The 20,442-nt window shown below is 65.0% G+C and carries 19 protein-coding genes; 8 read left to right on the top strand and 11 right to left on the bottom strand.

Features of this window, described 5'->3' with window-relative positions:
* Nucleotides 1–332: 332 nt before the first annotated feature.
* The 3 genes from KI609_RS17460 to KI609_RS17450 are packed head-to-tail and all read left to right on the top strand — an operon-like array spanning nucleotide 333 to nucleotide 2,862.
* Nucleotides 333–668 carry a FeoA family protein gene (locus KI609_RS17460; RefSeq protein ID WP_319003113.1) on the top strand — a complete coding sequence of 112 codons (336 nt, stop codon included), beginning with the start codon at nucleotides 333–335 and terminating at the stop codon, nucleotides 666–668.
* On the top strand, nucleotides 665–2,596 hold the full coding sequence (gene feoB / locus KI609_RS17455) for a ferrous iron transporter B (protein WP_226444825.1): 1,932 nt from the start codon (nucleotides 665–667) through the stop codon (nucleotides 2,594–2,596). The genes KI609_RS17460 and feoB overlap by 4 nt, the downstream gene beginning before the upstream one ends.
* On the top strand, nucleotides 2,593–2,862 hold the full coding sequence (locus KI609_RS17450; protein ID WP_226444824.1) for a hypothetical protein: 270 nt from the start codon (nucleotides 2,593–2,595) through the stop codon (nucleotides 2,860–2,862). Before feoB ends, KI609_RS17450 begins: the two co-directional genes overlap by 4 nt.
* 107 nt (nucleotides 2,863–2,969) lie before the next feature.
* Here the strand turns inward: KI609_RS17450 and argF are convergent, their stop codons facing one another.
* Complete coding sequence (gene argF / locus KI609_RS17445; protein ID WP_226444823.1) at nucleotides 2,970–3,890, bottom strand: ornithine carbamoyltransferase; 921 nt, start codon at nucleotides 3,888–3,890, stop codon at nucleotides 2,970–2,972.
* Nucleotides 3,891–3,916: 26 nt separating this feature from the next.
* Nucleotides 3,917–5,113, bottom strand: coding sequence for an aspartate aminotransferase family protein (locus KI609_RS17440; protein ID WP_226444822.1), 1,197 nt, complete (start codon nucleotides 5,111–5,113; stop codon nucleotides 3,917–3,919).
* Between the two features lie 263 nt (nucleotides 5,114–5,376).
* Between KI609_RS17440 and KI609_RS17435 the strand changes: the two genes are divergently transcribed.
* Entirely contained in the window at nucleotides 5,377–5,703 is a 327-nt protein-coding gene (locus tag KI609_RS17435) for a DUF3579 domain-containing protein (protein ID WP_226444821.1), read from the top strand.
* Nucleotides 5,704–5,873: 170 nt separating this feature from the next.
* Here the strand turns inward: KI609_RS17435 and rpsT are convergent, their stop codons facing one another.
* Nucleotides 5,874–6,173 (bottom strand): 30S ribosomal protein S20, encoded by a 300-nt coding sequence (rpsT, locus tag KI609_RS17430; protein ID WP_218293677.1) that lies wholly within the window; start codon nucleotides 6,171–6,173, stop codon nucleotides 5,874–5,876.
* A 245-nt stretch (nucleotides 6,174–6,418) separates the two neighbouring features.
* Between rpsT and murJ the strand changes: the two genes are divergently transcribed.
* Together murJ and KI609_RS17420 are read left to right on the top strand one after the other, a co-directional pair.
* Nucleotides 6,419–7,987: a murein biosynthesis integral membrane protein MurJ gene (gene murJ, locus KI609_RS17425; RefSeq protein WP_226444820.1), complete on the top strand. Its 1,569-nt coding sequence runs from the start codon at nucleotides 6,419–6,421 to the stop codon at nucleotides 7,985–7,987.
* Nucleotides 7,988–8,158: 171 nt separating this feature from the next.
* Entirely contained in the window at nucleotides 8,159–9,010 is an 852-nt protein-coding gene (locus KI609_RS17420) for a SirB1 family protein (RefSeq protein WP_226444819.1), read from the top strand.
* A 121-nt stretch (nucleotides 9,011–9,131) separates the two neighbouring features.
* Here the strand turns inward: KI609_RS17420 and KI609_RS17415 are convergent, their stop codons facing one another.
* Together KI609_RS17415 and KI609_RS17410 are read right to left on the bottom strand one after the other, a co-directional pair.
* Nucleotides 9,132–10,004: a plasmid replication/partition related protein gene (locus KI609_RS17415; RefSeq protein ID WP_226444818.1), complete on the bottom strand. Its 873-nt coding sequence runs from the start codon at nucleotides 10,002–10,004 to the stop codon at nucleotides 9,132–9,134.
* 119 nt (nucleotides 10,005–10,123) lie between these two features.
* Complete coding sequence (locus KI609_RS17410) at nucleotides 10,124–11,236, bottom strand: transporter (protein ID WP_226444817.1); 1,113 nt, start codon at nucleotides 11,234–11,236, stop codon at nucleotides 10,124–10,126.
* Between the two features lie 92 nt (nucleotides 11,237–11,328).
* Here KI609_RS17410 and ppk2 point away from each other — a divergent pair, with 92 nt between their 5' ends.
* Entirely contained in the window at nucleotides 11,329–12,243 is a 915-nt protein-coding gene (gene ppk2 / locus KI609_RS17405; protein ID WP_226444816.1) for a polyphosphate kinase 2, read from the top strand.
* A gap of 216 nt (nucleotides 12,244–12,459) precedes the next feature.
* Here ppk2 and KI609_RS17400 read toward each other — a convergent pair whose 3' ends face one another.
* The 3 genes from KI609_RS17400 to KI609_RS17390 all read right to left on the bottom strand — a co-directional run bounded on the left by KI609_RS17400 (nucleotide 12,460) and on the right by KI609_RS17390 (nucleotide 14,753).
* The gene (locus KI609_RS17400; protein WP_226444815.1) at nucleotides 12,460–13,452 is read right to left on the bottom strand and encodes a GlxA family transcriptional regulator; all 993 of its coding nucleotides are present in this window, start codon (nucleotides 13,450–13,452) and stop codon (nucleotides 12,460–12,462) included.
* A 108-nt stretch (nucleotides 13,453–13,560) separates the two neighbouring features.
* On the bottom strand, nucleotides 13,561–14,196 hold the full coding sequence (locus KI609_RS17395) for a DJ-1/PfpI family protein (protein ID WP_226444814.1): 636 nt from the start codon (nucleotides 14,194–14,196) through the stop codon (nucleotides 13,561–13,563).
* Complete coding sequence (locus KI609_RS17390) at nucleotides 14,193–14,753, bottom strand: cysteine hydrolase family protein (RefSeq protein WP_226444813.1); 561 nt, start codon at nucleotides 14,751–14,753, stop codon at nucleotides 14,193–14,195. Before KI609_RS17390 ends, KI609_RS17395 begins: the two co-directional genes overlap by 4 nt.
* A gap of 306 nt (nucleotides 14,754–15,059) precedes the next feature.
* Here KI609_RS17390 and KI609_RS17385 point away from each other — a divergent pair, with 306 nt between their 5' ends.
* On the top strand, nucleotides 15,060–16,178 hold the full coding sequence (locus KI609_RS17385; RefSeq protein WP_226444812.1) for an alpha/beta hydrolase family esterase: 1,119 nt from the start codon (nucleotides 15,060–15,062) through the stop codon (nucleotides 16,176–16,178).
* A gap of 172 nt (nucleotides 16,179–16,350) precedes the next feature.
* Here KI609_RS17385 and KI609_RS17380 read toward each other — a convergent pair whose 3' ends face one another.
* The 3 genes from KI609_RS17380 to purM all read right to left on the bottom strand — a co-directional run bounded on the left by KI609_RS17380 (nucleotide 16,351) and on the right by purM (nucleotide 20,425).
* Nucleotides 16,351–17,943 carry a methyl-accepting chemotaxis protein gene (locus KI609_RS17380; protein WP_226444811.1) on the bottom strand — a complete coding sequence of 531 codons (1,593 nt, stop codon included), beginning with the start codon at nucleotides 17,941–17,943 and terminating at the stop codon, nucleotides 16,351–16,353.
* 274 nt (nucleotides 17,944–18,217) lie between these two features.
* A complete protein-coding gene (locus KI609_RS17375; RefSeq protein WP_226444810.1) occupies nucleotides 18,218–19,315 on the bottom strand; it encodes an AI-2E family transporter in 1,098 nt (365 codons plus the stop codon).
* 60 nt (nucleotides 19,316–19,375) lie between these two features.
* Nucleotides 19,376–20,425, bottom strand: a complete 1,050-nt coding sequence (purM, locus tag KI609_RS17370) for a phosphoribosylformylglycinamidine cyclo-ligase (protein ID WP_226444809.1) — start codon at nucleotides 20,423–20,425, stop codon at nucleotides 19,376–19,378.
* Between the last annotated feature and the right edge of the window lie 17 nt (nucleotides 20,426–20,442).

Genomic DNA, 20,442 nt, shown 5'->3' with positions numbered 1-20,442 from the left:
CTGGCGGGGTGGGGCGATGTTTGTTCTGCGCGAGCCTGCGGAATGCTAAAGCAATGCATCGCTGGCGCCGCGGGCTTGGGTCTTGCGAAGGTGACGGTCTGTGGATTCCATGTGGGTTCCCCTTGGTCACTGTCTTTTCAATGAAGGCCTGCGTGGCGCCGCTGGGTCCACCTCCGTCGCCAGCCTTCCGCCTCCCGCCTTGCTTGTTGTGTCCTCTGCTCCGTTTTCTTGACCGTGGTCAGGGAATGTTTTCGTGCCCTCGGTAAGCCACGCAATCGCGCTGCGGCAGGAGTAAAATGCGAATCACTATTATTTGTAATGGATGAAATGGCATGAAAACCATGGACGACGGTGCTGCGGCAAGACTGCATTCCCGCGAGGGGCATCCTCCCTCCATTGGCCTGGATGAGTTGCCACTGAAGGTCCAGGCCGTGGTGTCAGGCTTGTTGCCTGCCCGTGATCCGCAGGAGCACGGCGTGCTGTTGCGGCTGTTGGAAATCGGCTTCATGCCCGGCGAAACCGTGCGTGTCGTGGCGCGCGGCGGCTTTGGGGGGGATCCTATTGCGGTGCGCGTGGGGCAGGCCACGTTTGCGCTGCGCCACCAAGAAGCCTCCATGGTGCAGGTGCAACGCGAGTTGCCGGTGCCCGCAGCAGGGGGTGTGCAGTGAGTGCCGCCGCGTCGACGATCACAACGCCCCAGGCCGACGCCCCGCTGCGTATTGCGCTGCTGGGCAACCCCAACTGCGGCAAGACAGCGTTGTTCAACCTGCTGACCGGCGCGCGCCAGAAGGTGGCCAACTATGCGGGCGTGACGGTGGAGCGCAAGGAAGGCCTGCTGCAAACCGCCACTGGCCGCCGCGTGCGCGTGCTGGATTTGCCGGGTGCCTACAGCCTGCATGCACACAGCCTGGACGAGGTCATCACGCGCGACATCGTGCGCGGCCGCCGTGCCGGTGAGCCGCTGCCGGATCTGTTGGTGTGTGTGACCGACGCCACCCACCTGCGCCTGAACCTGCGCCTCGTGCTGGAGGCCCGCGCTTTGGGTTTGCCCATGGTGCTGGTGCTCAACATGATGGACGTGGCCCGGCGCCAGGGAATAGAGATCGATCGCGAGGCGCTGGCGCGCGAACTTGGCATGCCGGTGCTGGCCACGGTGGGCGTGCGCGGCGACGGGGCCCAGGAGCTGGTGCAATGGCTCGACACCGTGTCCCCCGACAAGCTACAGCGGCCGCAGGTGTTACCCGGTGCCGATGCCGCGCTGGACGCTCAGGAGCTTCAGGCGCAGGCCGATGTGATTCGCACCCACCAAGCGGTGCGCCGCATCATGGATCTGGCGGTGCGCGTGCCTGCGGTGAGTTTGCGGGCCGACGACCGCATTGATGCCCTGGTGCTGCACCCCGTTTGGGGCATGCTGATTCTTGGGGCCACGCTGTTCCTGATGTTCCAGGCTGTGTTCAGCTGGGCCGAGTTGCCCAAGTCCTGGATCGAATCGGGCATGGCCATGCTGGCGGGCCTTATCAATGAGCATATGGCCGACGGCCCCTTGCGCAGCCTGCTGATCGACGGTGTGATCGCCGGGGCCGGGGGGGTGCTGGTTTTTTTGCCGCAGATTCTGTTCCTGTTCCTGTTCATCCTGGCGCTGGAAGATTCGGGCTATTTGCCCCGTGCCGCGTTTTTGCTCGACCGGGTGATGGGCACGGTGGGCTTGTCGGGGCGGTCTTTTATTCCGTTGCTGTCCAGTTTTGCCTGCGCCGTGCCAGGGGTGATGGCCACGCGGTCGATCACCGACTGGCGCGACCGGCTGGTGACCATCATGATCGCGCCGCTCATGACCTGTTCGGCGCGCCTGCCGGTGTATGCGCTGTTGATTGCAGCCTTCATCCCCGAGCGCACGGTGGCTGGGGTTTTCAACCTGCAGGGCGTGGTGCTGTTCGGCCTGTATGTGGCGGGTATCGTGAGTGCGATGGCGGTGGCTGCGGTCGCCAAGCTGGCCCGCCGTGACCGGCGGGCGACGCCTCTGTTGATGGAGCTGCCGGCCTACCGCTGGCCTAGCGTGCGTGGCCTGGCGTTCGGGCTGTCTGAGCGCGCGATGATTTTCATCAAGCGGGTGGGCGGCATCATCCTGGCCGTGACCGTGTTGCTGTGGTTTTTGTCCACCTACCCAGGGGCGCCAGCCGGGGCCGACCAGGCCGCCATCACCTACAGCTACGCCGGTCAGCTGGGCCGCTGGCTGGAAGTGATTGTGGCGCCCATCGGCTTTAACTGGCAGATCGCGATCGCCCTGGTGCCTGGCATGGCTGCGCGCGAGGTGGCAGTGAGCGCGCTGGGCACGGTGTATTCGCTGTCTGCCACTGGCGACGAAGTGGCCAATCAGCTGGGCGCTCTGATCGCGGGGTCATGGTCTTTGGCCACCGCCTTGTCGTTGATGGTGTGGTACATCTTTGCGCCGCAGTGCATCTCCACCATCGCTGCGGTGCGCCGCGAAACCAATGGCTGGCGCTACCCGGTGTTGATGGTGGTGTACTTGTTTGCGCTGTCGTATGGGGCCAGTTACATCACCTACCGCGTTGCCGTGGCCATGGGAGGTGGGGCATGACACAAGAATGGGCCGTGGGTGTCATCGTGGCCATGGCGGCCGTGTATGTGCTGTGGCGCTGGTTGCCCGCGGGCTTGCGCCGACGGCTGGGGCGGGTGCATCCCGCCATGGAAAAGGCCGCCGGTTGTGGGGGCTGCAGCAGTTGCGACGGGTGTGGCTCGGCGGGTGGCAAGACGGCAGCCGCACCCGTGCCACACAGAGCCGCCGGAACATCGGATGGCACCCAGACCATGATGATGCCCAAGCGGGGGCGCTCGCGCACTTGAAGGGGGGCCTTGGGCGGCGATTTCTCGCGCGCCCCCCGCGCGGCGCCAGGGCCACCAGTCCAGCAAGGGCGGGCTGTGGCGCCGAGGCGCGATGGGTGAATGGTTCTTCAGTTCACCCGGCCCAGCAAAAGGTACTCCATCAGTGCCTTTTGCACATGCATCCTGTTTTCTGCCTCATCCCAGACAACCGACTGCGGCCCGTCGATCACGTCGGCCTCCACCTCTTCACCGCGGTGGGCGGGCAGGCAGTGCATGAACAGGGCGTCGGGCTTGGCGGCGGCCATCATTTCGGTGTCCACGCACCAGTCGGCAAACGCTTTTTTGCGTTCTTCGTTCTCGGCTTCGTAGCCCATGCTGGTCCACACGTCGGTGGTGACCAGGTCGGCACCCTGGCAGGCTGCGAGTGGGTTGCTAAAAAATTGATAGCTATCAGCGCTTATTCCACCAGCGCCTGCGGCCAATTTCTCATCAACTTCGTAGCCACTGGGGGTGCTCACATGCACCTTGAAGCCCAGCAGCGATGCGGCCTGCAGCCAGGTGTTGGCCATGTTGTTGCCATCGCCCACCCACGCCACCGTCTTGCCCTGGATGGAGCCTCGGTGCTCGATGAAGGTGAAGATGTCGGCGAGGATCTGGCAGGGGTGGTATTCGTTGGTCAGACCGTTGATGACGGGCACGCGCGAGTTGGCGGCAAAGTCCTCGATCTTGGTCTGTTCGTAGGTGCGGATCATCACCAGGTCCACCATGCGGCTGATGACCTTGGCACTGTCTTCGATCGGCTCGGCGCGGCCCAGCTGGCTGTCGCCCGTGGTCAGGTGCACCACGCTGCCGCCGAGCTGGTACATGCCCGCCTCGAAACTCACGCGCGTGCGCGTGCTGGCCTTCTCGAAGATCATGGCCAGCGTGCGGTCCACCAGCGGGTGGTGCTTTTCGTAGGCCTTGAACTTCTTCTTGATGAGCGCGGCGCGCTCGAACAGGTAGGTGTATTCGTCGGCGGTGAGGTCGTTGAACTGCAGGTAATGTTTCATGAATGCAATGTCTCGCGGCTGGCTAACTACTCAGCCAGAATGGCTTTGACCAGCGGGGTCAGTTTGGCGACGATTTCGTCGGCTTCGGCAGTGGTAAGGATCAGCGAGGGCACCAGGCGAATCACGGAGTCGGCTGTCACTGAGAGCAGCAGGCCCGCTTCAGCCGCGCGGCCCACGAGTGCGCCGCAGGGCTTGTTCAGCTCAATGCCCAGCATCAGGCCCTGGCCCCGGATGTCTTTGACGCCAGGCAGTGTGCCCAGTTCGCGTTGCAGGGCGGCCTTGAGATGGCCACCCACGGTGGCGGCATTTTGCAGCAGGCCGTCTTCTTCCATGATGCGAATGGTTTCAACCCCGGCGCGCATGGCCAGCGGGTTGCCGCCAAAGGTGGTGCCATGGTTGCCGGGCTGCAGCACGTTGGCGGCCTTGGGGCCTGCCACCACGGCGCCGATCGGCACACCAGAGCCCAGGCCCTTGGCCAGGGGCATCACGTCGGGCACGATGCCCGCCCACTGGTGGGCAAACCACTTGCCGGTGCGGCCCATGCCGCACTGCACCTCGTCGATCATCATGAGCCAGCCGCGTTCGTCGCACAGCTTGCGCAGCTGCTGCAGGTATTCCACGCGCATGGAGTTGATGCCGCCTTCGCCCTGGATGGTCTCGAAGAACACGGCCACCACGTTGGGATTGCCTTCGGTGGCCTTCTTGATGGCTTCGATGTCGTTCAGTGGCACGCGGATGAAGCCCTCCACCAGCGGGCCGAAGCCGCTGTTGATCTTGGGGTTGCCGGTGGCCGACATGGTGGCAATCGAGCGGCCGTGGAAGGCCTTCTCATAGACCACGATCTCGGGCTTGGCGATGCCCTTGTCCACGCCGAACTTGCGTGCGATCTTCAGGGCAGCCTCGTTGGCCTCCAGGCCCGAGTTGCAGAAGAACACGTTGGTCATGCCCGACAGCTCCACCAGTTTGGTCGCCAGTTGCTCCTGCAGCGGCGAATGGTAGTAGTTGGAGGTGTGGATCAGCTTGGTGATCTGCTCCTGCAAGGCGGGCACGAGCTTGGCATGGTTGTGGCCCAACGTGTTGACCGCGATGCCGCCCAGGCCGTCCAGGTATTCCTTGCCATTGACGTCCCAGACTCGGCAGCCTTGACCGCGGGCCAGTGCAATGGGCACGCGGCCATAGGTGTTCATCACGTGGGGCGAAGCGGCCTCAATGAAAGCGGTCATGCAGAAATCTCCAGACGATACGGTGAGGACCTGGCCTGTGGCCATGAGCCCGAAAAGCGAGACACGATTCTAGGGGGTGGTTGATGATCGTCTGTTGACGATTGCGCATCACTGCAATGCAGCGCGTGGCCGCGCTTTCGGGTTCCATGTCAGCGCTGGCGCAGGGATGTGGGGCAGCTCTTATATAAGAGTTAGAATGTCACGCTGCAGTGCAGCATGCAGTGATCCTGCGTCTGGCGCGCCTTTTACCACTCCAATCCCCGATGGTTTCCCCCACCTCCAAAGAAGTCTTCATTCAGGGCATCACCCATGACGGGAAAACCTTTCGCCCCAGCGATTGGGCCGAGCGGCTGGCAGGGGTGATGAGCAGTTTCCGCCCCGGTGGCGCCCGCCCGGGTAGCCACCTGAGCTATTCGCCGTGGTGTATTCCCACCACGCTCAATGGCGTGAAGTGTGTGGTGGTGCACCGCGATCTGCGCGACTACGAACCCATGGCGTGGGACTTCGTCATCAACTTTGCCCGCGATAACAACCTGCAGGTGGCTGAGGCTTGCCTGCTGCCTGACGCCGTCCCTTCCAAGCTGACTTGACCGGCCTCCCTGGCACATGAGGGGGCTGCTGTTTTGATCGGTTGGTCGGTTGATCTATTTTCTTTTCAGCAACGAAAAAACCGCCCGAAGGCGGTTTTTTCGTTGCTGACAGCGCACCCGTTACAAACGGCGAACGGCTGGTGCCGTTCGGGCTGTTTGCCTGAAGTGGGTCAGGCGGCCAGTGCCAGGGCTTTCACCTTGGCAGACAGACGGCTCTTATCGCGAGCAGCCTTGTTCTTGTGGAAGATGCCCTTGTCGGCCACGGTGTCCACCACGGCTTGCATCTTGGCGAACAGTTCGGTCGCCTTGGTCTTGTCGCCAGCCAGAACAGCCTTTTCGACGTTCTTGACAGCGGTACGGTATTTGGAGCGCAGCGAGGTGTTCGCAGCGTTGATCTTGACGTCCTGACGGACGCGCTTGCGGCCCGACGCCAGGCGCGGGTTCTTCTTCTTGGGTTTAGCGGATGCCATGTTTTAGTTCCTTGAGTCTGAGGATGATGCCAGCAAAGCCCGCGATTATAGCCTAGCCCGGCTTTCAGCGGCTGTGGCGGTGGTTCTGCGCGGCGCTGTCGCCAGTGCACGCAGTGGCACTGGCGTTGCCAGACCAGCGGCTGCGTTCCTCCTCTGGGGCTGAGGAGTGGGGGCTCCGAGCCTGCCCGCGCGGGCTTGGACGGCCCTGAGGCGCGGCCCGGCTCAGGGGGAATACACTCCTTGCGGTGTCACTTTTCAAAGCCGCCTCTACCGTCTCCCTCCTGACCCTCGTCTCCCGCATCACCGGGTTGGTGCGCGAGTTGCTCATGGCCTCGGTCTTCGGGGTCAGCGCCATGACGGACGCCTTCAATGTGGCGTTCCGCATTCCCAATCTGTTCCGCAGGGTGCTGGGCGAAGGGGCATTCAGCCAGGCATTTGTGCCGGTGCTCGCTGCCACCCGCGCCCAGGAGGGCGACGACGGCGCCCGGACGCTGATCGACCATGTCGGTACCTTGCTGGCCTGGACACTCGTGCTCTTGTGCATCGCTGGCGTGCTGGGTGCGCCGTGGATGGTGTGGGCCATGGCCAGCGGGCTCCAGCAATCGCCCCAGGGTTTTGACGCCGCTGTCACCATGACACGCTGGATGTTTCCCTACATCGGCTTCATGTCGCTGGTGGCGCTGGCAGGGGGCATTCTCAACACCTGGAAGAAGTTTGCCGTGCCTGCGGCGTCGCCAGTGTTGCTCAACATGGCGCTGATCCTGTCCATCATGGTGGGCGCACCCTGGTTTTCCCGCCATGGCATTGAGCCTATCTACGCCCAGGCGGCTGGGGTCATGCTGGGTGGCGCGCTGCAACTGGCCATCCAGGTGCCTGCGCTGGTGCGTCTGGGACTGTTGCCGCGCATCGGCGTGCGTTGGGCGGCCATCCGTGCGGCCTGGGCCGATCCCACCACGCGCAAGGTCGCGCGGCTGATGCTGCCAGCCCTGCTGGGGGTGAGCGTGGCGCAGGTCTCGCTGCTGATCAACACCCAGATTGCCTCGCATCTGGCCACCGGCAGCGTGAGCTGGATCACCTACGCAGACCGTCTGATGGAGCTGCCCACCGCGCTGCTGGGCGTGGCGCTGGGGGTCGTGCTGATGCCGCAGCTGGCCAGCGCCCGCGCCAAGCAGGACGATGACCGGTACTCGGCCATGCTCGACTGGGGGCTGCGCCTGGTGGTGCTGCTGTCCGTGCCGTGCATGGTAGCCCTGCTGGTTTTCTCGCGGCCGCTGGTGGCGGTGCTATACCACTATGGCGCGTTTGGCGACCGCGACGTGCAGCAGACCACACTGGCACTCACGGGCTATGGCGTGGGCCTGGTGGGCATTGTGGCCATCAAGGTGCTGGCGCCTGGCTTCTATGCCAAACACGACATGCGCACCCCCATGCTCATTGCGGTGGCGGTGCTGGTGCTGACCCAGTTGATGAACCTGGTCCTGGTGCCCTATCTGCAGCATGCGGCCCTGACATTGACCATTGGCATCGGCGCGCTCATCAATGCCGCCTGGTTGTTGATCGGTCTGCTGCGGCGCGGCAGCTACCGGCCCTTGCCGGGCTGGGGCAAGTTTGCGCTGCAGGTGATCGCTGCCAGCGCGTTGATGGCGGTGCTGCTGCTGTGGGGATCGCAGCATTTCGACTGGGTGGCCATGAAAGAAGGCCACAGGCTGCAGCGCGTGGGGCTGATGGCGGTGCTGATTGGCGCGGCTGCGGCCGTGTATTTTGGGGCTCTGTGGGTGTCGGGCCTCAAGCTGCGCCAGCTGGTACGGCGCTGAAGGTTGCCTGCCGCTTGGCATCGCCGGCGCGGGCCACTGCGGCCAACGGCAACGAATGCCGGAAAACGCCAGGAAACGACGCAATCCACCCGCAAAAGCGCCCCGAAATATCCCCCGTAAACCGGCTTTTTGTGGCTTGACGGCAAGTAGTCGGCCCACTACAACTGTGATATGCCCCTGAGCCTTTCCATCCCTACCTCGCTGGAGTACTTCGCCTCTCTGGTGCAAAGTGACGACCACTTCCCGCTGTTGGAGGCGGCCGCCAGCCTGGCCCAGGACGAATACCCCGAATTCGATGTGCAGCAGTTGCTGGGCGATGTAGACCAGATGCTGGCCCGCATCCAGCGCCGCCTGCCGGCCGATGCGCAGGCCTTGCAGCGCTTGCGCACACTCAACCAGTTCTTCTTTGCAGACCTGGGCTTTGGCAGCAACATCAACAACTATTACGACCCCGAAAACAGCTATCTCAACGCTGTGCTGCGTACCCGGCGGGGCATTCCGATCTCGCTGGCTGTATTGTGGATGGAGCTCGCCCAGGGGCTGGGCCTGCATGCACGCGGCATTGCGTTCCCGGGGCACTTCATGGTCAAGGTGCTGTTGCCCAAAGGGCAGGTGGTGATTGACCCGCTATCGGGGCAATCGCTGAGCCATGAAGAACTGGCCGAGCGGCTGGAGCCCTACAAGCGCCGCAACGGTCTGGTGGACGACTATGACGTGCCGCTGGGCCTGTACCTGCAGGCGGCCACGCCGCGCGACATCATTGCGCGCATGTTGCGCAACCTCAAGGAGGTGCACCGCACCCAGCACGACGGGCAGCGCCTGATTGCGGTGCTTGATCGCCTCGTGGTGTTGTTGCCTGAGGCGTGGGGCGAGCGGCGCGACCGGGGGCTGGTGCATGCCGAGCGCGGCAGCACCGAAGAAGCCGTGGCCGACCTGGAAACCTATCTCTCCCATGCCGAAGACGGCCTGGATACCGACCTGATTGCCGATCGGCTCAGCGTGCTGCGCAACGCCAACGGCTGATCGGTTTTGCGTTCACCGCCCATCGTGAATGATGGCTGGATCACCTTGCCGCGCGGCTGCCCACTCTCGACTCCATGGAATGCGAAGCCACAGCGCGGCGGCCCTACCGCAACACAGGCGTTCAGAACGGCGGGGTGCCTGCGGGCAGGTCGGCCTGCAATTGCGCCAGTTGCCGGTGCAGTTCGGTGTTTTCGACCGTGAGTTCTGCCACGCGGCGGCGCAGTGTGTGCAGTTCGTCGGCGGCTTCCTCGGCGCTGAACCCTGTTTCCGCTGCAGGCTTTTCTTCTGAAGACGCCTCATCGCGCGGTTTGCGTTTGTTGAGTTCGCGCACGCGCTTGGCGGCCTGCTTGAGCTCGTTCTTGCCCGCAGCGACGGCCGCTACCTGCTCTTGAGCGGGCAACGTGGACACGGCGGCCGCAGCGTTGATTGAGATGGTGCCGGACTTGACGGCGGCCACCAGCTCGGGCGCCGCTTGCTTCTGGATTTTTTCGATCATCACCACCTGGCTGCTGCTCAGCCGCGCGGCCTTGGCAATGGCCTCGCGGCTGGTCAGTGGCGTGGGTGCGGGCAGCGCGCTGGCGGCTTCGTTGCCGGGGGCACTGTCAGCCACGCCGGGGCTGGCGGTATCGCCGGGCCCATCGGTGGCTGCGGCTGTGGCCTTGCGGCTGTGCCGGTCTGTCTCGATTTCGCGTTTGCGCAAGGCCAGCACGCCGCGCTGAAAGTCCGACACGCTGCGGCGGCCCAGGTGCTGATCGATCATCCACAGGTGCACGTCTTCCATCGACTGGAAGCGCGGGTTTTGCACGGTCTGAAACGGCAGCCCATGCTTTTGGCAGATGCCGTAGCGGTTGTGGCCATCTACCAGCACATCACCCCACAGCACCAGCGCATCACGGCAGCCATCGGCCAGGATGCTGCGCTCCAGGGCCTCGTGTTCGTCGGGGGTCAGCGGGTCGATATAGGCTTTGAGTTCTTCGTTGACGACGATATTCATGGTGGGGCGGGGGCAGTCCGACAAGCAAGGCAAGGGGCGGGATTGTAGAGGGCCCGGTGCCCGGCAACTCGGTGGCTGCTACCCATCGCGACCAATTACCTTCGGTGCGTGATGAAGTGCTATGGCTCGCGGTTGCCCCGCAGGGTGAGCCAGGCCGCCACCAGCGTGAAGGCGGCCACCACCGCCACGATGATCCAGAAGCCGTGACCGTTGTCGGCCAGCGGCACGCCACCCACGTTCATGCCAAAAAGCCCCGCCAGGATGTTGATGGGCAGGGCCAGTACCGTCACCACCGTCAATACAAAAAGGCTGCGGCCGTTGACCTCCTGCACGTTGGCGGCGATCTCCTCCTGCAGCAGCTTGATGCGCTCTTGCAGGCCTTGCATATCGCGCAGCACCACCGAAAACTCCTCGGTCGAATCGCGCAGTTCTTGTGCGTCGTCGTTGCCCATCCATGCGGGGGGGTGTTGCAGCAGGCGAAACAGCGCGGCGGGTTCGGGCGCCAGCAGGCGCTGCAGACGCACCAGCAGGCGCCGCAACACACCAAGGCGGGCTCGCTTGTGGTCCAGCCGGCCAGCCAGCAGCTCGTCTTCCACATCGTCGATGCGCTGGGTCACCCCCCGCACGATGTCCACCAGCCCCGAGGCCTGGGTGCGCATCAGTTCGGCCAGCAGTGCCACGCTGGAGCTTGGCGCGTTTCCGTTGCGCACTGCCGTGCGCAACGCGTCCACGGACCGCAGGGGGCGCGTGCGGCCCGTCACCATGAGGTGCGGCGCCACGCTGGTCCACAAGGTGGCGATGTCCGAGGGCTCGAAGGCAAAGTCGAAATGCGCGTCATTGAGCACGGCAATCAGGGTGTCGTCGTCGCGCTCGATGCGGGTGGACACGGATCGGTCCTTGATGGCATCAAAGAAGGCCTCGGGCAGCTCGGCGTATCGCTCCATCCAGCGCACGGATTGGGTCTGGCTCAGGTTGAAATGGAGCCACAGAAACTCTCCACCCGGTGCGGTGGCGCCACGGGGCCACGCTGCCAGCCACTGTGCCGCCTGCACCGAATCGACCTCTCGTGGTGGGGCATCGGCGCGCAGCACATAGCCGCAAATGAGCCCTGCGGCGTCGCCCCCATAGTGGGGGTTGTGGACGTTGGAGTGGGCCAGGCTGGTGGCGGCAAGAGGGGGCGGGGCGGAAGACGGCACGGCTGCGAGGGTGGCGGGTCGATGTGACGGTGTCATGACAAATATCGCCTCGTCACTGTGCTGTCATTGATTTGTCACGCAATAGGTTCACTATGGCGTATCCATTTTTGTGTGCGCAACGACATCCCATGTTCCACAACACCCAACTCGATACGCAGGAGCTGATGCAACGCATCGCCAACGACCTGATCGACAGCTATGACGAAGAGCTGGAGCTCGAGATCGAAGACCGTAACGTGGATGGCAGCGGCGACTTGCTGCCCACCGATAAGCTGGCGCGCCAGCAATATTTCACCGAGTTGTTTCGACTGCAGGGCGAGCTCGTCAAGCTGCAGGACTGGGTGCAGCACAACCGCCAGAAGGTGGTGATCCTGTTTGAGGGGCGCGATGCCGCAGGCAAGGGCGGCGCCATCAAACGCATCACCCAGCGCCTGAACCCGCGCGTGGCCCGCGTGGCCGCGCTGCCCGCACCGAACGACCGCGAGCGCACGCAGTGGTACTTTCAGCGCTACGTGGCGCACCTGCCTGCGGCGGGCGAGATGGTGCTGTTTGACCGCAGCTGGTACAACCGCGCGGGCGTCGAGCGGGTGATGGGCTTTTGCTCGGACGACGAGTACGAAGAGTTCTTCCGCACCGTGCCCGAGTTCGAGAAGATGCTGGTGCGCTCGGGCATCACGCTGGTCAAATACTGGTTCTCCATCACGGACGACGAGCAGCACCTGCGGTTTTTGGGGCGCATTCATGACCCCCTCAAACAATGGAAGCTCAGCCCCATGGATCTGGAAAGCCGCGTGCGCTGGGAGGCCTACACCAAGGCCAAGGAAACCATGCTGGAGCGCACCCACATTCCCGAGGCGCCGTGGTGGATCGTGCAGGCGGTGGACAAGAAAAAAGCGCGTTTGAACTGCATTGCGCACCTGCTCTCACAGCTGCCCTATCAGGAAGTGCCCCACCCCACTGTGGTGTTGCCCGAGCGCGTGCGCAATCCGGAGTATCTGCGCCAGCCCGTGCCAGCGTCGATGTATGTGCCCGAGGTGTATTGAGCGCACTAAAAGCCAGAGCATCGCGACGATCGCCCGCAGGTGCCAGGCAGGTGTGAACGTTGTGGGGTCGCGTCGCGGGGTATGCTGATTTTGATATGTTTTTGATAGCACCTGGCGCTTGTTGGTAAAGAGCTAGAGGCCAAAAAAGACCAAGCCAAACCAGGCCAGGCCAAAACAGCGATCTCTCTTCCTGCCTGACGTCGGCGCGCTATTTTTTCAATGCACGCGGCCCGGGCTGCCCTGTGACGGGGTTCCCTCGCGGCCGAACTGGTGCCAGGCGCGGCGCAACTGGGTGTCCGAGCTGAAACCCGCCATCAGCGCTGCCTGCGTCACGTTGCGCCCCGCCTGCAGCGCCGCCTCGGCGGTGGCCAGGCGGATGCGGCGCAGGTATTGCAGCGGGGCGATGCCCGCATGCTCCAGAAACAACCGCGTGAGATGCCGGGGCGACGTGTGCGCCACTTCCGCCATGCGGGGCACGCTCCAGTCGGCCTGCGGCTGCTGGCCGACGGCGTCCTGCACGCGGTGCAGGCTGGCGTGCAGGTGGTTGCGGTGGTGCAGAAAGGGCGAAAACTCCGGGTCGTTGGGGCCCCGGCGCAGCGCCACCACCATGGATTGCGCCACCTGGGCCGCCAGCGCGGGGCCGCAGGTGTCGGAGATGCGGTGCAGTAGCAGGTCGATGCCGGTCGTCACGCCCGCGCTGCTGTACACGGCGCCATCGGCCACAAACACACGGTTGGCCACCACGTCGCAGTGCGGGTCTACGGCCGCCAGCTCATCCAGGTGCAGGTGGTGGGTGGTGGCGCGGCGCCCGGTCAGCAGCCCGGCATGGGCGGCCAGCACCGACCCCGCGCACACGGTGATCAGATCCAGCTGCCCGGCCACGGGCCGCAGCCCGCGCAGCCAGTGCAGCAGCGCGCGGGCCTCTTCGCCCTCCACGTCGATGTGTTTGCCGGCCAACCCCACCAGCACCACCCAGGCGGGCGTCGGCAGGGTGGTGGGCAGCGGCTCCAGCCCTGTCACCACCGCGCCGACCGATGTCACCGATTGGGGTGTGGGGCTCACGAAGTGCTGCACAAAACGCTCGGGTTGGCCCTGGTTCACCAAGGCCTGGTTGGCGATGCGCAGGGCTTCGGCCGGGCCTGCCCAGTCCAGCACCAGACTGCCCGGCAGCAGGGCGAAGTACACATGGATGGGAGAAGAAGGTGGCATGTCCTGCATCATGGGTTGTTTGTGCCGTTCGCAATCTTAGAAACTAGCGCCCTCCAGGCCACGGGTGGCGCGCCCCCGCCTTTGGCGGGCGCAGCGGTAAAAGAGGGGTCAGGGATTCTTGTTCCACGGGGTATCCATCTGGCGGGCGGTGCGCTCGGACAGCGCGGCGCTGACGAGGCGCGTGACGAGGTGCAGGCTCATGTCGATGCCAGCGCTGATGCCCGCGGACGTGACCAGCGCACCCCGGTCCACCCAGCGCACATTCTCCCGCACGTCGAGCGCCGGAAACTGCGCGCGCAGGTCGGTGATGTCTTCCCAGTGTGTGGTGGCGGGCCCTTCGGTGAGTACGCCCGCCGCCGCCAAAATGAAGGCGCCCGTGCACACCGAGGCCGTGATCTTTGCACTGGCCGCCGCCTGGGCCACCCACGCGCGGGTGGCGGGGCAAGCCGCGGCGGCATCGACCACGCCGCCCGGCACGATGAGCACATCGGGCGTGGCGGCGGTGGCAAAGTCCGCATCGGGCAACACGCGCAGGCCCGCGCGGGCGCGCACCGGGTCCAGGCTGCGGGCCACACAGCGCACTTCAAAGGGGGCGGGCGCGCCAGGGTGCAGGCGCTGGTGCATGCGGCTGGCGGTGGTGAACACCTCGTAGGGTCCGCCCAGGTCCAGGGCCTCTACGTCGTCGAAAACGAGGATGGCCACTTGCAAAGGGCGTGCGCCGTGGGTGGGGGAGTTGCTGCTCATGCGGTGGCCCGGTCCAGCGCCTGCTGCACGGTGCACAGGGTGGCGAAGCGGCCCTGCAGCACGGTGGCCGTGCGGGTCTTGATGTCGGCCGCCACCAGCACCTGGCCGTCGGGCTGCACCATGTCCCAGGTCAAGGTGGCTTCGGTCACGTAGTCCACGTCCCAGCCCAGGTCCGAGGCGTGGCGCGTGGTGGTTTCGCAGCACTGTTCGGTGCGGATACCGCTCACGATCAGGCGCTGGATGCCATGGCTTGTCAGCCAGACGTCGAGCCCGGTGCCCACCAGGGCGCTGTGGCGCGACTTGGTGAAGGTGGCGGCTGCATCGAAAGGAGCGAGGCCGTCGAGCGCACGCACCTGGCCTGAGGCCTGCGAGAACGGGTTCTCGGGCACCTCGGGGCCGTCGCTGTGGAACACCCGCACCACCGGGATGCCCTGGGCGACACACCCGTTGATCAGCGCGTTCTGGGCCTGAAGGTAGGCGGGCAGGTCGTGCTCCGTGAAGAAGGGGCGGTGGCGGAATGATTCCTGGACATCAATCACAATCAGACAGATTTTCATGGAGGGTTCTTAGGGAGGTTGTGAGGTAGAGCGCTTATTTTGAAAGCGCTACAGGCTGGAGTCCGTCCCGGTGCAGACAATAGTCGATCATTTTGAGCCATGATTAACCATCGGGCTGCAAAAGGCGGTGATCCGTGGCCTGCTAATTTTTTACAAAGAAAAAGTGCTGCTGGCGCTTGTGCATCAAGCGGTACCAGCTATGAAAAAAGTAGCGGTCAGCGCCAACCAGCAGCAGCCACGAGAAACTGTTAAGGTGATTGGGGTTTTCCCTGATCTGGCCATTCCGGCCCCGGACCCTTTTCATTCATGGCCCCACGCACCCGTTTGTTCACCCTGGCTGCCTTGACGCGGGCCTACCAGCGCAACCTGAAAGCGCTGGTGCGTGCGACGCAGCCGGTGCGGCCCGCGCGCCCTGCGCGCGTGAAGGTGTTGGCGCCCGTGCGGCGTCCCGCCCGCCGACCCGGTGGGCCCGAGCGCGGTCAATGGCTGGCCGGTGTAGCGCCAGGGCCAGCGGGGGCGCGGCGCTATCACCTGTATGTGCCACCCGGCCTGGCTTTGCAAGCGGGAGAAAAGTTGCCCCTGCTGGTGATGTTGCATGGCTGCGGGCAAACCGGGCGCGACCTGGCGGTGTTGTCGAGCATGAACCGGCTGGCGGCGCGCCAGCGCCTTTTTGTGCTGTACCCCGAACAAGAGCGCGTGGCCAACGCACACGGCTGCTGGAGCTGGTTTGAGCGGCGCAGCGGCAAAGCCGACGCCGAGGCCGCCACACTGCTGGCCGCCGTGGATCTGGTGGCCCGCCGCCAGCCCATCGACCTTGCCCGGGTGGCGGTGGCTGGCCTGTCGGCAGGTGCCAGCATGGCGGTGTGGATGGCGGCGCTCTATCCGGCACGGTTTTGTGCCGTGGCCATGCATTCGGGCGTGGCCCCGGGCACGGCGGAATCATCGGGCACCGCCATGGTGGCCATGCAGGGGCGGCGCGAAGCGCACCTGCCCGAACCAGTGGTGCCCTTGCTCTCTGCGGCCCAGCGCGGCGGGGCGGATCAACCGCAGGACGCGGCGGCGGTGGTGGGCGCCGCCCACAAGGCCACGGCGACCCGCGCCTTGCCACCACTTTTGGTGGTGCACGGCGACGCGGACGGTGTGGTGTCGCTGCGCAATGCCGCTGCCACGGCGGCGCTGTGGGCCGATGCGCTGGGCGCCAGCGCGGGCCCGGTGCGCACGCTGCAACGCGGCCAGCGCCACGCCATGCAGGTGACGGATTTCAAGGCGGGTGGCCGCACCGTGGTGACGCTGCGCGAGGTCAAGGGCCTGGCACATGCCTGGAGCGGCGGTGCGGCCAGCCAGCCTTTCAGCGACCCGGCGGGGCCCGATGCGTCGGCATTGGTGTGGGCCTTTGTGGCCCGTCAGTTTCTGGGCAAGAAATGACGATGCAAGACAAATCGGGCCCTTGCGCTTGATGGGTATGGAGTGGCAGCTACATATTACGTAGCAAATACGTAGCAAAAAAAGACGCAAGGCCGACATAGGCAACCTGCATCCGCTGTCCCTTCGCTTTCACCCCGCAGTCACCGCCTCTTTTTGCATCCCCTGTTTGCGGTCAGGCCAGTCGCCGCTGCACTGTCACCGGTGCCCCGTGGCTCCCGCCCTGTTCGCCCTCCAGGTGAAAGGCCTCCACCACCTGTTTGAGTTCGTGCGCCTGCTGCTGCAGTGCGGAGGCCGCCGCCGTGGCCTGCTCAACCAGGGCCGCGTTTTGTTGGGTGCCCTGGTCCATCTGCGAGACCGCTTCGTTGATCTGCTCGATGCCGTCGGTCTGTTCGCGGCTGGCTTGGCTGATTTCCTCGATCACCGACGAGACACGCTCCACGCTGTTCACCACATTCTGCATGGTGGTGCCGGCCTCCTGCGCGAGCTGGGCGCCTTGCTTGACTTCCTGGGCCGAGTGGCTGATCAGCGCCTTAATCTCCTTGGCGGCTTCGGACGAGCGCTGGGCCAGGCTGCGCACCTCGCTGGCCACCACCGCAAACCCACGGCCCTGTTCGCCCGCACGTGCAGCCTCTACGGCCGCATTGAGCGCGAGGATGTTGGTCTGGAAAGCGATGCCTTCGATCACGCCGGTAATGTCGGACACCTTGCGCGACGACGCGTCGATGGAGCCCATGGTCGACACCACCTTTTCGACCACCGCGCCGCCCTGGCGGGCCACCTCGGAGGCCGAGTGGGCGAGCACGCTGGCCTGGCGCGCGTTGTCGGCGTTCTGCTTGACATTGGAGGTCATCTCTTCCATCGATGCGGCGGTCTGCTCCAGCGCACTGGCCTGGGACTCGGTGCGCGCTGACAGGTCGTGATTGCCCGCAGCGATCTGCTGCGAAGCGCTGGCGATGTGTTCGGTGCCGTCGCGCACCCGCTGCACGATGCGGTGCAGGCTGGTTTGCATGGTTTGCATGTCCAGCAGCAGGCTCGCCTTGTCGCCAGGCCGGGTGATCACTTGCACTGCCAGGTCCCCTTCGGAGATGCTGCGCGCAATGGCCCGCGCGTACGCCGGCTCGCCGCCGAGCTGGCTTATCAGGTTGCGCGAGATGAGCGTGCCGACCACCAGCAGGGCAGCCCCCAGCAGCACCGCCACCGCGCCAAAGCCCAGCGCGCGCTGCCAGATGGTGGTGTTGACCGTGTCGACGTACACGCCCGAGCCAATCACCCAGCCCCAGGGGGTAAAGCCTGTGACATACGAGGTCTTTTCGACTGGCGTGTCGCTGCCCGCCTTGGGCCACAGATACGGCACAAAGCCCGCACCGCTGGCCTGCACGGTGCGCACGAATTCCACAAACAGCTGCTTGCCGTTGGGATCCTTGTTGGCCGTGAGGTCTTGCCCATTGAGCTCTGGGCGGATGGGGTGCATCACCATGCGCGGATGCATGTCGTTGATCCAGATGTATTCGTTGCCGCTGTAGCGCAGCGCACCAATGGCCGCCGCTGCGCGCTTGCGCGCCTCATCGTCGGGCATGGCACCCTGGGTGCTGAGGTCGTGAAAATGGGTGGCAATGCCGTGCGCCGCCTCGACGACCTGGCGCACCCCGGTTTGGCGCTCTTGCAGGATCAATTGCCGCTCGGACACCAGGAACCACGCCGTCATCACGGCAATGCCCAGCACGGCACTAAGCACCAGAAAAGCGAGTTTTTTTGCGATGGTCATGGGAGACTTTTTTATGCGAAGAATGGGCGGCGACTGGAGAAACCAGATGCCGAAAAGTTGTTGTGTGCGCTGGGTTGCTGACCCAGCCAGCGTACCGCTGCACTTGTGCCGTTTTGCTCGGCACAAACCCGCAGGAACACCGGGCTTCGGTGGAGACCTGCTGGGCATCAAAGAACCCGCGGTGCCGCATGGCGTTTCGGTCCGATGAGGCTTCTGCAGGTGCGGTGTATGGCCGCAGCCTCCAGTCCTCAGCCTGCGGAGCCGCGGCCTGCGGCTATACCAGCCGCGCCGCGATCAGCTCTTTCTTGAGGTAGGCATAGAACAGCGGTGCAGCCACCAGCCCGGCGGGCCCGAACACAGCTTCGGCCACAAACATCACTGACAGCAGTTCCCATACGCCCATGTGGGTGCGGCTGCCGACCACCTTGGCGTTGATCACGTATTCGGCCTTGTGGATAAGGATCAGAAACCCCAGGCAGGCAGCCGCCGCCAGCGGTGACACCGACAGCCCCACGATGGTCATGACCACGTTGCACACCAGGTTGCCAACGATGGGCACGAGCCCCGCCACGAACGTGAAGGTGATCAGCACCGGAGTGTAGGGCAGGCGCAGATCCCACAGCGGCAGCAAGAACAGCAAAAACAAGGCTGTGAGCAAGGTGTTGAAGGCCGCAATCCAGAACTGGGCCGCCACGATCTGGCGAAACGCCTCGCCAAAAAGACGGATGCGCAGCCTGAGCTGCTGGGCCAGCGGCCCCACTGCAACGAGGGGCGGCCGCACGGCGGCCAGGGCACCGATCAAGAGGCCCACATAGGCAAACAACACACCGGCCAGCCATGCCCGGCCCGCCATGGCCAGCGCCCCGGCCTTGGCGCCCAGATAGGCGGCAATGGTGCGCTGGATATCCGCCACGCCTTCCGGCAGGTGGGCGGCCATGTCGGCCGGCAGCTTCAGGCGCAGCTCCAGCACCGTGCGCGCCATGTAGTTGAGCAGCTCCAGGTATTGCTGTGGTGCGTTCACGAGGTAGCCGCGCGAGTGGGTAAGCCCTACCGCCAGCAGCGCCAGAGGCCCCAGCATCACCAGGGCGGCGGCGGCGATCTGGGCGAGCCGCACGCCTTTGGGCGAAGCCGTGGGTTGGCGCTGCATGTGCCCCAGCCCCAGCGCAAACCAGCGAGCGAGCGTGCGGGTCAGCAGAAAGCCCAGGCACACACACAGCAGGCCAGGCAACAGGCCGCGCCACATCACCAGCATCAGCATGGCTGCCACCAGCACGTAGCTGGTCAGCACGATGCCGCGGCTGACGGGGCGCAGGGGCGGGGGGCTGGACTCGGGCTGCGATACGAGCGCGGGGGGGGTAGGGCGCTGCGCCATACGCGAGGGTGTGGCGGGTGTGTGGCTGGAGAGGGGCAAAGAGAGAACAGCGCTGACCGGTCAGGCCACCACCACCGCAGCGTTTTCACCACGCGCGGCAATCGTGCCGATGGCGTACACCTGCTCGCCCGCAGCGCGCAGCGTGGCGGCTGTAGCCTCAGCGTTGGCGGCATCCACCACCACCACCATGCCGATGCCGTTGTTGAAGGTGCGGTTCATCTCGATGTCGTCGATACCCGCCGTCTTCTGCAGCCAGGCAAACAGCTCGGTCTGGGGCCAGCTGCCCTTCTTGAGGTGGGCGGCGGTGCCGTCGGGCAGCACGCGGGGAATGTTCTCCAGCAAACCGCCGCCGGTGATGTGGGCCAGGGCCTTGATGGGATGCGCAGCCAGCGCGGCCAGCACGTTCTTCACGTACAGGCGGGTGGGTTCCATGATGGCGTGTTTGAAGGGCTTGCCGTCCAGCGTGGCGGGCACGGTGCCCTGGCTTTCAGCGCGGTCAATGCACTTGCGCACCAGCGAGAAGCCGTTGGAGTGCACGCCGTGGCTGGCCAGGCCCAGCACCACGTCACCAGGGGCCACGTCCTTGCCGGTCAGGATCTTGCTCTTTTCGACCGCGCCCACGGCAAAGCCGGCCAGGTCGTATTCGCCAGCAGGGTACATGCCGGGCATTTCGGCGGTTTCGCCGCCGATCAGCGCGCAGCCCGAGAGCTCGCAGCCCTTGGCAATGCCGCCCACCACGGCCGCGGCCGTGTCCACGTCGAGCTTGCCGCAGGCGAAGTAGTCCAGGAAGAACAGGGGCTCGGCGCCTTGCACCAGCACGTCATTCACGCTCATGGCCACCAGGTCGATGCCCACGGTGTCGTGCATGTTCCATTCAAACGCCAGCTTGAGCTTGGTGCCCACGCCATCGGTGCCCGAGACCAGCACGGGCTCCTTGTAGCGCTTGGGCACTTCAAACAGTGCGCCGAAGCCGCCGATGCCCGCCAGCACGCCTTCGCGCATGGTCTTCTTGGCCAGCGGCTTGATGCGCTCGACCAGGGCGTCGCCCGCGTCGATGTCAACGCCGGCGTCTTTGTAGGAGATGGGGGTGGAGGGGGCAGAAGAGCTCATGGATGGTGTGGTGCTGG

It is taken from the genome of Acidovorax radicis (assembly GCF_020510705.1).
Lineage (GTDB): Bacteria > Pseudomonadota > Gammaproteobacteria > Burkholderiales > Burkholderiaceae_C > Acidovorax > Acidovorax radicis_A.
This window is presented reverse-complemented; position numbering and strand designations above follow the sequence as displayed.

Coding starts and splice junctions, on each gene's coding strand:
- KI609_RS17460 (WP_319003113.1), top strand. CDS start 333: ATGAAAACCATGGACGACGGTGCTGCGGCAAGACTGCATTCCCGCGAG.
- KI609_RS17450 (WP_226444824.1), top strand. CDS start 2,593: ATGACACAAGAATGGGCCGTGGGTGTCATCGTGGCCATGGCGGCCGTG.
- argF (WP_226444823.1), bottom strand. CDS start 3,890: ATGAAACATTACCTGCAGTTCAACGACCTCACCGCCGACGAATACACC.
- KI609_RS17440 (WP_226444822.1), bottom strand. CDS start 5,113: ATGACCGCTTTCATTGAGGCCGCTTCGCCCCACGTGATGAACACCTAT.
- KI609_RS17435 (WP_226444821.1), top strand. CDS start 5,377: ATGGTTTCCCCCACCTCCAAAGAAGTCTTCATTCAGGGCATCACCCAT.
- rpsT (WP_218293677.1), bottom strand. CDS start 6,173: ATGGCATCCGCTAAACCCAAGAAGAAGAACCCGCGCCTGGCGTCGGGC.
- KI609_RS17420 (WP_226444819.1), top strand. CDS start 8,159: ATGCCCCTGAGCCTTTCCATCCCTACCTCGCTGGAGTACTTCGCCTCT.
- KI609_RS17415 (WP_226444818.1), bottom strand. CDS start 10,004: ATGAATATCGTCGTCAACGAAGAACTCAAAGCCTATATCGACCCGCTG.
- KI609_RS17410 (WP_226444817.1), bottom strand. CDS start 11,236: ATGACACCGTCACATCGACCCGCCACCCTCGCAGCCGTGCCGTCTTCC.
- ppk2 (WP_226444816.1), top strand. CDS start 11,329: ATGTTCCACAACACCCAACTCGATACGCAGGAGCTGATGCAACGCATC.
- KI609_RS17400 (WP_226444815.1), bottom strand. CDS start 13,452: ATGCCACCTTCTTCTCCCATCCATGTGTACTTCGCCCTGCTGCCGGGC.
- KI609_RS17395 (WP_226444814.1), bottom strand. CDS start 14,196: ATGAGCAGCAACTCCCCCACCCACGGCGCACGCCCTTTGCAAGTGGCC.
- KI609_RS17390 (WP_226444813.1), bottom strand. CDS start 14,753: ATGAAAATCTGTCTGATTGTGATTGATGTCCAGGAATCATTCCGCCAC.
- KI609_RS17385 (WP_226444812.1), top strand. CDS start 15,060: ATGGCCCCACGCACCCGTTTGTTCACCCTGGCTGCCTTGACGCGGGCC.
- KI609_RS17380 (WP_226444811.1), bottom strand. CDS start 17,943: ATGACCATCGCAAAAAAACTCGCTTTTCTGGTGCTTAGTGCCGTGCTG.
- KI609_RS17375 (WP_226444810.1), bottom strand. CDS start 19,315: ATGGCGCAGCGCCCTACCCCCCCCGCGCTCGTATCGCAGCCCGAGTCC.
- purM (WP_226444809.1), bottom strand. CDS start 20,425: ATGAGCTCTTCTGCCCCCTCCACCCCCATCTCCTACAAAGACGCCGGC.